At 71.6% G+C, this 11,495-nt stretch carries 6 protein-coding genes; 3 read left to right on the forward strand and 3 right to left on the reverse strand.

Features of this window, described 5'->3' with window-relative positions; translation table 11 throughout:
* Nucleotides 1-4 precede the first annotated feature (4 nt).
* A complete protein-coding gene (locus ACO06A_RS20050; RefSeq protein WP_421733939.1) occupies nucleotides 5-2,509 on the forward strand; it encodes a sodium-translocating pyrophosphatase in 2,505 nt (834 codons plus the stop codon).
* Nucleotides 2,506-3,555, forward strand: coding sequence for a glycosyltransferase family 1 protein (locus tag ACO06A_RS20055; protein WP_421733940.1), 1,050 nt, complete (start codon nucleotides 2,506-2,508; stop codon nucleotides 3,553-3,555). Before ACO06A_RS20050 ends, ACO06A_RS20055 begins: the two co-directional genes overlap by 4 nt.
* Before the next feature lie 71 nt (nucleotides 3,556-3,626).
* Here ACO06A_RS20055 and ACO06A_RS20060 read toward each other — a convergent pair whose 3' ends face one another.
* Nucleotides 3,627-4,367, reverse strand: a complete 741-nt coding sequence (locus ACO06A_RS20060) for a hypothetical protein (protein ID WP_421733941.1) — start codon at nucleotides 4,365-4,367, stop codon at nucleotides 3,627-3,629.
* A gap of 110 nt (nucleotides 4,368-4,477) precedes the next feature.
* Here ACO06A_RS20060 and ACO06A_RS20065 point away from each other — a divergent pair, with 110 nt between their 5' ends.
* Nucleotides 4,478-5,464: a LacI family DNA-binding transcriptional regulator gene (locus ACO06A_RS20065; RefSeq protein ID WP_421733942.1), complete on the forward strand. Its 987-nt coding sequence runs from the start codon at nucleotides 4,478-4,480 to the stop codon at nucleotides 5,462-5,464.
* Between the two features lie 133 nt (nucleotides 5,465-5,597).
* On the opposite strand, the gene ACO06A_RS20070 is transcribed toward ACO06A_RS20065, so the two are convergent.
* Together ACO06A_RS20070 and ACO06A_RS20075 are read right to left on the reverse strand one after the other, a co-directional pair.
* Nucleotides 5,598-8,894 (reverse strand): glycosyl hydrolase, encoded by a 3,297-nt coding sequence (locus ACO06A_RS20070; RefSeq protein WP_421733943.1) that lies wholly within the window; start codon nucleotides 8,892-8,894, stop codon nucleotides 5,598-5,600.
* A 505-nt stretch (nucleotides 8,895-9,399) separates the two neighbouring features.
* A complete protein-coding gene (locus ACO06A_RS20075) occupies nucleotides 9,400-11,481 on the reverse strand; it encodes a glycosyl hydrolase (RefSeq protein WP_421733944.1) in 2,082 nt (693 codons plus the stop codon).
* Between the last annotated feature and the right edge of the window lie 14 nt (nucleotides 11,482-11,495).

The following is an 11,495-nucleotide window of genomic DNA, read 5'->3' on the forward strand; positions in this document are numbered from 1 at the left end:
CACCATGACCGCCCTCTGGAGCTCTCTCTCGACGACGGCGGAACCGCCGGGTGCCGGTCCCGGGGGCGAGGCGAGCCTGGCGCTCCCCGACCTCGGCGCCGTGACGGTGATGGGCGGCGTGTCCGGGCGCCTGCTGCTGAGCCTCGGCCTCGTCGTGTGCGTGCTCGGCCTCGGATTCGGCATGCTGGCCTTCGTCCAGCTGCGCCGGCTGCCGGTGCACGCGTCGATGCTCGAGATCTCGGAGCTCATCTACTCGACGTGCAAGGCGTACCTGGTCAAGCAGGGCAAGTTCCTGCTCATGCTCTGGGTGTTCATCGCCGCGGTGATCGTCGTCTACTACCGGTTCCTCATCGACTTCCCCTGGAGCAAGGTCTCGATCGTCATCGGGTTCAGCCTGCTCGGGATGGCCGGCTCGTACGCCGTCGCCTGGTTCGGCATCCGCGTGAACACGTTCGCCAACTCGCGCACCGCGTTCGCCGCCCTGCGCGGCACCCCGCTCCAGGTGCACCGGATCCCGCTGAAGTCGGGCATGTCCATCGGCATGGTGCTCATCAGCCTCGAGCTGTTCATGATGCTGGTCATCCTGCTGTTCCTCCCGCGCGAGATCGCCGGCGCCTGCTTCATCGGGTTCGCCATCGGCGAGTCCCTCGGCGCGGCGGCGTTGCGCATCGCGGGCGGCATCTTCACCAAGATCGCGGACATCGGCGCGGACCTCATGAAGATCGCGTTCAAGATCAAGGAGGACGACGCCCGCAACCCCGGCGTCATCGCCGACTGCACGGGCGACAACGCGGGAGACTCCGTCGGCCCGAGCGCCGACGGCTTCGAGACCTACGGCGTCACCGGCGTCGCCCTGATCACGTTCGTCCTGCTGGGCGTCCACGACCCGGCGGTCCAGGCGACGCTCCTCGTGTGGATGTTCGTCGTGCGCGCCGTCATGATCATCGCCTCCGCGCTGTCCTACCTGGTCAACGACGCCTGGGTGCGTCACCAGTACCGGGACGCCAAGCGGATGAACTTCGAGACCCCGCTGTCCTCGCTCGTCTGGGTGACGTCCGGCATCTGCGTCGCCGCCACCTACCTGACCACCTACCTGGTCCTCGGCCAGGGGCCGACCGCGTCGCTGTGGTGGGTGTTCGCCACCATCGTCGCCGTCGGCACGCTCGCGGGGGCCGTGATCCCCGAGCTGGTCAAGGCGTTCACGTCCACCGGCAGCCGCCACGTCCGCGAGATCGTCATGAGCTCGCGTGAGGGCGGACCCTCGCTGAACATCCTGTCCGGCCTGGTCGCCGGCAACTTCTCCGCCTACTGGCTCGGCACCACGATCGTCGGGCTCATGGGCGGCGCGTTCCTGCTCTCCCAGCTGGGCCTGGACACGCTGATGCTGGCGCCCGCCGTGTTCGCGTTCGGGCTGCTCGCCTTCGGGTTCCTGGGGATGGGGCCGGTCACCATCGCGGTCGACTCCTACGGTCCGGTGACGGACAACGCCCAGAGCGTCTACGAGCTCTCGATGATCGAAGAGATCGACGACATCGAGGCGACGCTCGTCGCCGAGCACGGGTTCACGCCCCAGTGGGACCACGCCAAGACCATGCTCGAGGAGAACGACGGCGCCGGGAACACCTTCAAGGCGACCGCCAAGCCCGTGCTGATCGGGACCGCGGTGGTCGGCGCCACGACCATGATCTTCTCGATCATCATGGGCCTGACCGAGGGCCTGACCACCGGGCTGGAGAACCTCTCGCTGCTGCACCCGCCGTTCCTGCTGGGCCTGGTCATGGGTGGCGCCGTGATCTTCTGGTTCACGGGCGCGTCGATCCAGGCCGTGACCACCGGTGCCTACCGCGCCGTCGAGTTCATCCGCACCACGATCCGCCTCGACGGCGCCACACGGGCCAGCGAGGCCGACTCCCGCCGCGTCGTGGAGATCTGCACCCAGTACGCGCAGCAGGGCATGCTCACGATGTTCCTCGGCGTGTTCTTCTCGACCCTCGCCTTCGCGTTCGTCGAGCCGTTCTTCTTCATCGGCTACCTGATCTCCATCGCCGTGTTCGGCCTGTACCAGGCGTTCTTCATGGCCAACGCGGGCGGCGCGTGGGACAACGCGAAGAAGATCGTCGAGATCGACCTGCACGCCAAGGGCACCGCGCTGCACGAGGCCACGATCATCGGTGACACGGTCGGCGACCCCTACAAGGACACGTCGTCGGTGGCGCTGAACCCGGTCATCAAGTTCACGACGCTGTTCGGCCTGCTGGCCGTCGAGCTCTCGGTCCGGCTCACGGCGGACGGCCTGCACACCCTGGTGCTCACCCTGGCGGCGGTGTTCTTCCTCGCGTCCGCCTTCTTCGTGTACCGCTCGTTCTACGGGATGCGGATCCGGTCGACGCTCTCCGACGAGGCGCAGCCGGTCGGGCTCGGGGACGGCGGGGACGCGACGTCCGGCGCCGCTCCCACGACCTCCGGCGCCGATCGCGCCCTGGTCGACGCGAAGGTGAGCGACCGATGAGGATCGCGGTCCGCCACCCCGACGTCCTCGTCGACACCGACGGCCACGTCGCCGGGCACGACGCCGGAGCCACCCTGGTCCGACGCCTGCTGCGCATCTTCCCCGGGTCGATCCTCGTCGGGCCCGGTCCGCGACGCGGCGCCGACTTCGACCTGCTCCCCCTCGAGTTCGTCGACCCCGACGACACGATCGTCATCAACATGGCCCCGGCCGACACGGTCGCCGTGTGGCGCACCCTGGCGGCCTCGGGCGGCGAGCCGCACGTGATGAACTTCGTGTGGCTGGGCACCTCGCAGTTCTCCCACCCGGTGGAGCGGGCCGCCGTCGCCCTGTCCTGCGCCCTGTTCCCGACGTTCGCCAACTCGGAGCGCACGGCGGGCGAGGTGCGCGAGATGGTCGAGCGCTGGACCATCCCGGCGCTGGCGGAGAAGGCCGAGGTCGCCTGGGTCAACCTCGGCATCCGGCTCGACCACGTGCTCCCCCGGCGCGACCCGGACGTGCCCGTCGTGCTCTACCCCGCGATCTACCTGTCCGACCGCAAGCAGCCGCAGCTGTTCCTGGACATCGTCGAGCGGGTCGCCAAGCGCACCCCGCTACGGGTCGAGGCGCGACTGCACGAGTCGCACCTGGCCACCGAGCAGGCGATGCGCCTGTCGCTCTACGACTGGGCGTGGGTGGGGCCGCTGACCGCCACGCGCGAGGGCTACTGGTCCGCGCTGTCGCGCACCACCGCGTTCCTGGCCACGGCGACCGACGAGTCCTACGGGCTCGAGTACATCGAGGCGCTCGTCGCCGGTGCGGTCGGCGTGCTGCCGGACCGTCCCTGGGCGCGCGCCATCCTGCCGTCCGAGTACCCGTTCCTGTACCGCACGCCCGCCGAGGCCGAGCAGATGCTGCTGCGGGCGATCACGGACACCGACGCGTGCCGCAGGGAGGCTGACGCCTCTGCCGGCGGCAGCTTCGCCGAGTGGCTGCGCGCGAGGCACGACGACGACCGGTTCGACGCCGCGATCGTCGAGCAGGTGGGTCGCTGGTTCGGGCAGTGAGGATGCGGCGAGCCCCCGGCTGCCAGGAGGTCCTGGCGACCGGGGGCTCGCCGCTGTCGTGGGGGCGCCGGTCAGGTCAGGTCGTCGGCGCCGATCGGTGCCAGCGCGGCGTAGGCCGTCGGCAGCAGGGCGGCCACGTCGTTCGCGTCCTTCGTCGGCTGTGCGGTGCTCAGGGCGCCGGCCAGGTGCCGGGCGCGGTCCTGCTCGCCGGGCAGCGCAGCGACCAGCTTGTTCGTGTCCGGCGCGGCCAGGCAGCGCAGCGTCTGCTCGGGGTAGCGGCCGAACAGCGACCACGTCCAGCCCAGGTCGGCGTACCGGCCGTCACGCAGCGCGTGGGACCACACGCGAGCGCGCTCCTGCCACTCGTGCGCGGCCAGCCGGGGGCTCTCGACGGCCAGGTACGAGTACTCGTCGATGCCGTCGACGGCGAGGACCGCGTCGCGCAGCTCGCGGCGCCCGGCGTGGATGATGCCGAGCAGCGCGTCGTCCCTGTCGGGGTGCGCGAGGATCGTGACGCTCACCCCGAGATCGACGTCCTGGCTGCGCAGGTGCTCGTCGTGGATGGCGGCCACGGTCTCGACGGCGGTCTGCCGCACCAGCGCACCCAGTGCCGAGGCTGGACGCCCCTGCTCGACCAGGCCGGGCAGACCGAGCCGGACACGGTCGATGTGGTGGGCCACACGGGTGGCGAGCGCCTCGTGGAACAGGCGGTCGGCGACGTCGAGGAGGACGGGCTTCAGCAGGGCCGGCAGGGCGAGCGGGTGGGCGGCCCGGCCCGTCAGCAGCAGACCACCGGGGACGTGGAGGCTCATACCGACCATCGTGCCGGGAACACCCTCCCTCACCCTGGGACTACCGGCCCAGACGCGCGCCTCGCGGCTAGGGTTGGCGCAGATCTGCTGGGGGTCGCGAGGGAGGGTCCGTGCCGCGCTTGACGAGTGCCGACGTGGCCCGCGAGAGCGGCGTGTCCCGCACGACCGTGAGCTACGTGCTCAACGGGAAGAGCGACGTGGCCATCCCCGAGGCCACCCGCCAGCGCGTCCGCGATGCGGCCGCACGCCTCGGCTACACCCCCTCGGCCGCAGCACGGACGTTGCGTTCCGGCCGGAGCGACCTGGTGCTCTGCGTCCTGCCGGACTGGACGATCGGCCCGGTCATCGACACCCTGCTCGACCACCTCACCACCGAGCTCGCCGCTCGGGGGCTCTCCGTCCTCGTGCACCACGACCGTGGCCCGCGTCCGCTCGCCGAGCTCTGGCGGGCGGTCACGCCGCGAGCAGTGCTCGGCCTGGCGCCCTTCGCCGAGGAGGACGAGCGCGCCATGCGCCAGGCGGGCATCCAGGTGGTCGGCAGCGCCCTGGACGAGGACGACCACCCCGGCACGTTCTCGGTCCCGCAGACCAGGATCGGACGGCTCCAGGTCGAGCACCTCGCCGAGCGCGGCCATCGCGTGGTGGCCTACGCCGCACCGAGCGACGACCGGCTGGCGGCGTTCGCCGACCGGCGGCTCGCGGGCGTGGTGCTCGAGTGCGAGCGACTGGGTCTGCCGGCGCCGAGGGTCAATGCCGTGGACCTCGACGTGGCGTCCGCCGCCGCCGTCGTCCGCAGCTGGCGCGCCGGACCGGAGCCGGTCACCGCCGTGGCCGCCTACAACGACGAGGTCGCACTCGCGGTCCTGTCCGGGCTGCGCGCCGAGGGGCTGCGCACGCCGCAGGACGTGGCCGTGATCGGCGTCGACGACATCCCCGCGGCCCGCCTGGCGGCCCCCGCACTGACCACGGTCTGGCAGGCCATCGACGCGCAGGCGACCTACCTCGCCGCCGCCGTGATCGCCGCGCTCGACGACGCCGTCGACCCGCCGGCGCAGCCCGCCGACGTCTTCCACGTCATCGCCCGCGACTCGACCTGACCCGTCAGCGCCCCCGACTCGACCTGGCCCGTCGTCGCCGACGACGCGCCCAGACCCGTCGAGGCCGCGACCGCGCCTGACACGCCGACGGCCCGGCGACGCGTGTGCGCACCGGGCCGTCGACGCGCACGTGCTAGCTGAACGTGAACCAGTTGACGTTGACGAAGTCGGCCGACTGCCCGGAGTCGAACGTCAGGTAGACGGTGTGCGTGCCCGTCGTGGCCTGGATGTTCGCCGGGACGGTCCGCCACGTCTGCCAGCCACCCGTGTTGCTGATGGCGAAGCTGCCGATCGACGGACCCGTGAGGCTGTCGAGCCGCACGTTCACCAGCCCGCTGATCCCGCCCGCCGCTCCGGAGGCCACCCGCGCGCTGAACGTCCCCCGCGGCGTGCTGCCGAAGTTCACGTTGTCGAACCGGATGTGGTCGCCGTTCGCGATCCAGGCGACGTCCTCGCCGCCGTCGGTGTCCTGCGTCGCCTCCTTGGCGACGCCCGCCATGCCGTTGTACGCCTCGGCCTGGATCCGCGACGTGGCGTCGGTGCCGGTCGAGGTGCCGGACGTGGTGACGGACACGGCGTTGCTCAGTGCCGAGCGGTTGCCCGCCGCGTCGTACGCCCGCACGGTGAACGCGTACCCGGTCGAGGGGGACAGACCCGTCGCCGTGTAGCTCCGGCTCGCGGTGGAGGCGATGACGGACCCGTTGCGCAGCACGTCGTAGCCGGTGACGCCGACGTTGTCGGTGGACGCCGACCACGCGAGCGTCGTCGCCGTCGAGGTGGTGCCCGACGCGGTCAGCCCGGTGGGCGTCGAGGGTGCCGTCGTGTCACCCCCGCCCGAGGTGGTGACGCTCACCGTGTTGCTGCTCGCCGACCGGTTGCCTGCGCCGTCGAGCGCCCGGACCGTGAACTGGTAGGCCGTCGAGGCAGCCAGACCCGTGGCGGTGAACGTGGTTCCCGTCGCGGTGCCGACGACGGTCCCGTTCCGGAGCACCTCGTAGCCCGAGACTCCGCTGCCACCGGTGTTGTCGGTCGACGCGGACCACGACAGGTTCGTCGAGGACGCCGTCGTGCCGGAGGCGGACAGGCCCGCCGGGACCGACGGCGCCGTGGTGTCCGTGGGGACCGAGACGTTCGAGCTGGCGACCGACCGGGCCGGGACCGCCAGGGTGACGCCGTTGGAGAAGGTGACGGTGATCGCCGACCCGCTCATGTTCGCGGCCTGGTACGTGCGGACGCCGTTCTTGACGAAGACCGCGTGCAGCGGGGTGTTCGCCGTGACCGACCGGTCCACCGTGCCGAGCCCGGACAGGCTCTTGAGCCAGTAGAACGTGTGCGCCCGCGACTCCCCCTCCTCGACCGCGTAGGAGTCCGCCTGGGACCTGAACTGCGACAGCGCCGTGGGGGCGTCGGCCAGCGCCTGGAACTCCCAGACGATGTCCTTCCACACCGCCGCCGGTCCGCCGTTGTTGCGTTCCAGCTCGGCGATGTTGCGGCTGATGTAGGCCGGGTTGTAGCCCAGGTACAGGTGGCCCGCGGTGCTGGGCAGCAGGTTGATGCCCTGGATCATCTCCGGCTCGGCGCTGAACCACGTCGAGTAGGAGCCGCCGTCGCCCCACACCATGCCGACCGTGGAGTGCCCGAACGCTGCCGGGAACGCCTCGTCGTCGGTGTCGAACCAGTAGTTCTCGATGGCCGACGCCTGCGTGGTGTAGAGGTAGATGCCCAGGTCACGGACCGTCGTGTTGCCGGTCGCCTGGCCCCACTGGATGAGTCCGCTGGCGAAGTTCATGCCCTCGGACGACGACTCCTGGTTGTTGCCGGCGCCGAACGCTCCGTGCCCCGCAGCCCAGTCGTGACCCGCGTAGATGTCGAAGTCACGCAGGAACGGGAACCGGGTGTCGGTGCGGTCCCAGTTGGCCGCGTCCTTGATGACGGTGTTCACCATGCCGCCGTACGCGGACTCCGCCGCCCACGCGGGGTCGAACTGCGCGACCGTGGCGGCCCCCACCACGTAGTAGCCGTAGTGGAAGTGGTGGTCGTTGAGGTCGGTGTCCGAGCCGTAGGAGGCCGGGTAGCCGATCAGCGTCCCCCAGGACGAGTTGTACCAGAACGACCGGGTCGTCTCGCCGGGCGAGGCGGTCATCCAGTCCGTGAGCCGGGTCCTCATCGAGCTGACGAGGCTGTCGCGCGCGGACGTGTTGCCGGTGAGGTTGGCCATGTGGGCCACCTGCGAGATCCGCCCGAACGCCTTGCCGGTCCAGTAGGTGTCGTCGCCGAACCCGGCGAACGGGTCGCCCGAGGCGACCTGCGAGATGTACCCGTTGAGCTGGGAGGCGTCAGCCGATCCCGCCGGGAAGCCGGTGTTGGCCAGCTGCGGGAGCACGCCGTTGAAGGTCGACACCGTCTGGAACTGCGTGCTGCCGACCACCACGCGCATCGGACCGCGCGGGGAGACGTAGGAGTAGCCGGTGAGCGTCGCGCCGCTGAGGTTGTCGCGCTGGTGCGGGTAGAGCGCGTAGACCGTGCCGGTGGCGGTGCCCTGGCGCGCGGTCGTGGTGAACGCGTACGTCGCGGTCATCTTCGCGGTGGCCTCGTTGTACGACCAGGAGACCTTGGTGCCGGTCACGTGGTTGTGGGCGTACGGCGCGTAGGCGTTCAGGGCCGCGAGCCGGTCGGCGTTGCTGCTGCTCGGCTGCGTCGGAAGGACGGCGACCGAGAAGAACGTGCCGCCGTTCAGGGACGAGCTGATCGTGCTCCCCGAGACGTTCCAGGTGGAGCCGGTGGGTGCGTACGCCGCGTAGTCGTGCCCGTTGATCGTGTAGCCGATCTGCCCGTAGACGTTGCTCCAGACGGTGGGCGCCGTGACGCCCGTGAGGGTCGCGTTGCCGCCCGTCTTCGTCGCGTAGACGAAGGGCAGCCCGTGGCCGAAGGTGGTCCGCAGGCTGCTGCTGCCGTTGCTCCAGAGCTCGCTGACGGTCCAGTCCGAGTAGCCGTCGACCTTGCCGTCGGCGTCCAGGCCGGCGATCCCGAGCCGGAAGTCCTCCGTGTAGTTGTAGTGGTACTCCCCCACGCCCGTCGCGGTGCCGGAGATGCTCGCCGTGGTCGGGTAGCTCACCCCGAGGCCGTTGGTGTACGCGTGGTACGAGAGCGGGTGCGCCATGAGGTTCTCGGAGATCGACGCGCAGTTGAACTTGCGCCAGAGCAGCGACGTCCACCAGTCGTTGGTCGGGACCGCGCCCGCGGGGAAGTTCGCGGTGACGTGCGCGCGGGGGTTGGTGACCGGGGTGCCGTTGCACTCGGTGGGCACGGCACCGCCCGTCGGCGTGCCCTCGGCATAGCTCCCGGAGCCGACGTTCACCGCCTCTGCGCGCGGCACCGGCAGCAGGATCGCCTGCACCAGGTAGGCCAGCATGGCGCCGACGGCCACCATGGCGACGAGCCGGCGTCGGTCGAGGGTGCGTGGGGACGGGAGTGGTCGTGCGTGAGCAGACATCCTGCTGTCTCCGATCGGGTGCGGCACGCCTGCCGACGTGGGGTCGGCACGGTGGGCCCAGGGGCGCGGTGACGCGGCAGTCCGGCGACGGCCGCGGTGAGCGAGCGGGCCGACAGGTCGCGCGCAACGCTGCGCGCGGCCGGGTCGGCCCTGGCTGACTCTCGCCAGCCTGGTTCTGTGCGTGATCCGGTCGCGGGATTCGGGGTCCGCTGCCGGAAACGTGGGGCACGCGACGCTCCTGGAGGGACGGCCTCGCCGGTGAGGTTCCTCCTGAGTGACTCGTGTCACTACCGTGTGCCCCAAGAGTCGGACGCGGGGACGACAAAGTCAAGCGCTCGTTCGACTGACACCGTGCTCGTGCACCTCGAACAGCCGGTCAACGGCACGACGCCCGCTCCCGGGCGTGGGAGCGGGCGTCGTGGTCGTGCGGACGTGCGACCCGTCAGCCTCCGGAGCGCGCCTGCGCCGACGCGATGAACGCCAGCATCGCTGACCGCGAGCTGCCGTCGTCGACCGCCACGTCCGGCAGGCCCAACGCCTCCTGCCAGGCCGCTGAGGCATCGTCCGCGCCGGCGAGCGCCCGGTACATGAGCAGGTACCCGCCGAACTGCACGCCGTACCCGCCGGGCGTCGCCTCCTCGACCGAGGCCCGGATCTGCTCCGGGGCCACGCCCTGCGCGACCGAGACCTGCACCGGCCCCATCGGGATCAGCTGGATGCCCAGGATGGCGCTGGGCTCGGGGCTGAACCACGTGGCGTAGTCCCGCTTGCCGCCCCAGTTCAGGGACACCATGGTGTGCTCGAAGCCGTCGAGCTGCTCGAGGTCCGGCGCCGTCCAGTAGGTCCGGGCGGTCAGGGCCTCGGTCGACGCGAGCCAGGTGGCCTCCGTCGCGAGGTCGGGCTGCTCCGAGGCCAGCGCCCACAGGCCGAGCCCGTTCCAGGCGTTGACCGCCTCGGACGAGGACTCCTGGTTGTTCCCGTCCGCGAACGGGGACGTCCCCGACGCCCACGAGTGGCCCGCGTACGGGTCGAACGACCGCAGCTGCGGCAGCTCCTCCGACGGCAGCGCCGCCGCGATGTCCTGCGCGAGCAGGTTCATCACCGGGGCGAGCTCGGCGGCCAGCGCCGGGTCGTCCTGCGCGAGCAGGCCCGCCGCCGCGAGGATGTACCCGTAGTGGAAGTGGTGGTCGTTGAGCTCGTCCGACCCGAAGGACGGCGTGAGCCCGATGGCCGAACGGGCGGACTCGTCGTAGACCACGCACCGGGCCTCGCGACGCGTGCAGCCGTCCGGCTCCGCCCACTCGGTCAGGGCGTCGACCGTCGTGGTCCTCAGGTCGGCCACGACGTCCTGCGCACCCAGCTGCTCCCCCAGCACGACGAGCGACGCGGCACGGTTGAGCGCCTTCCCGCCGAAGTACGTGTCCGACGGGAACGCCCCGGTAGCCGCGACGTCCGCCCGCAGCGCGTCGACGATCGCCGTGCGCTGGTCGTCCGAGATGCCGTCCAGGTCGAGCTCCCGCGCGGCGGGCAGCGCCGGCGCGAACGACGACAGCTGCGACCCGACGCAGAGCTCCAGGTCGCCGTAGACGCTGCTGTACGTGCCGAGCCCGCAGTCCGCACGGTCCGGCTGGTCACCGGTGCGGTGGTGCGGCATGAGGACGTACGCCGTCGGTGACCCGCCAGCCGTGCGGTACGTGAGGGTGGTGCGGGCGACGCTGTCGTCCACGCCATAGGTCACGTCGACCCCCGTGACGGGGTCGGCAGCGGCGGTCCGCAGGGCCGTCGCAGCCTCGTCGGTCGCGTCCGGCGGCAGCGCGTACCAGGACGCGGACTGACCGGCGCCCAGCGTCGTCGACCCGCCCTCGGTCGACCCGCCGACCAGTCCCCACTGCGAGGTTCCGGCGTCCGCCGTCGCCGCGCCCTCCGCGCCGGGTGCGAACGACCCCCCGGTCACCGCGGAGCTCACGGTCATGTCCTGCACGGCCGTGAAGCTCACGAAGGGCGAGCCCGCCGCCAGCACCACCTTCCCCAGCACAGCACCGGACGCGTCGAGCAGGTCGATCGTCACGCTCACCGGGTCCGCGGCGCTGACCTGGGCGGAGGCCGCACCCGCGTCCACGGTCACGGCCGGGACGTGCGGCGCCATGATGACCTTGGCGTCCACGGTCGGAGCCGGCAGCCCGAGCGTGAAGCCCGAGTCCGTGAGCCCGAACGAGAGCGGCTCGGCGAACACCGGCTGTGGCTGGTCGCCGAACACCAGGCCGCTGTACCAGCGGTTGGTGGGCGGCACCACACCCGGAGCCAGGCGCACGGGGTCGATCTTGGCCACCGCCTCGGCCGGCACCGCGCCGACGAGCGCCGCGGGGTCGACCTCCGGCGGGGTGGCGTCCGGCGGGCCGCTCACGTCGGCGACCGGGGCCGAGCCGGCACCGCCGGAGGCACCGTCGACGGTCTCGTCGTCGTCCGCCCAGGGCGCGACCACGACGAGCACCGCCACGAGCGCGACCACGAGGGCCGCACCCACGCCGACCACCCACC

The sequence above is a fragment of the Cellulomonas sp. genome (genome assembly GCF_965229465.1).
Lineage (GTDB): Bacteria > Actinomycetota > Actinomycetes > Actinomycetales > Cellulomonadaceae > Cellulomonas.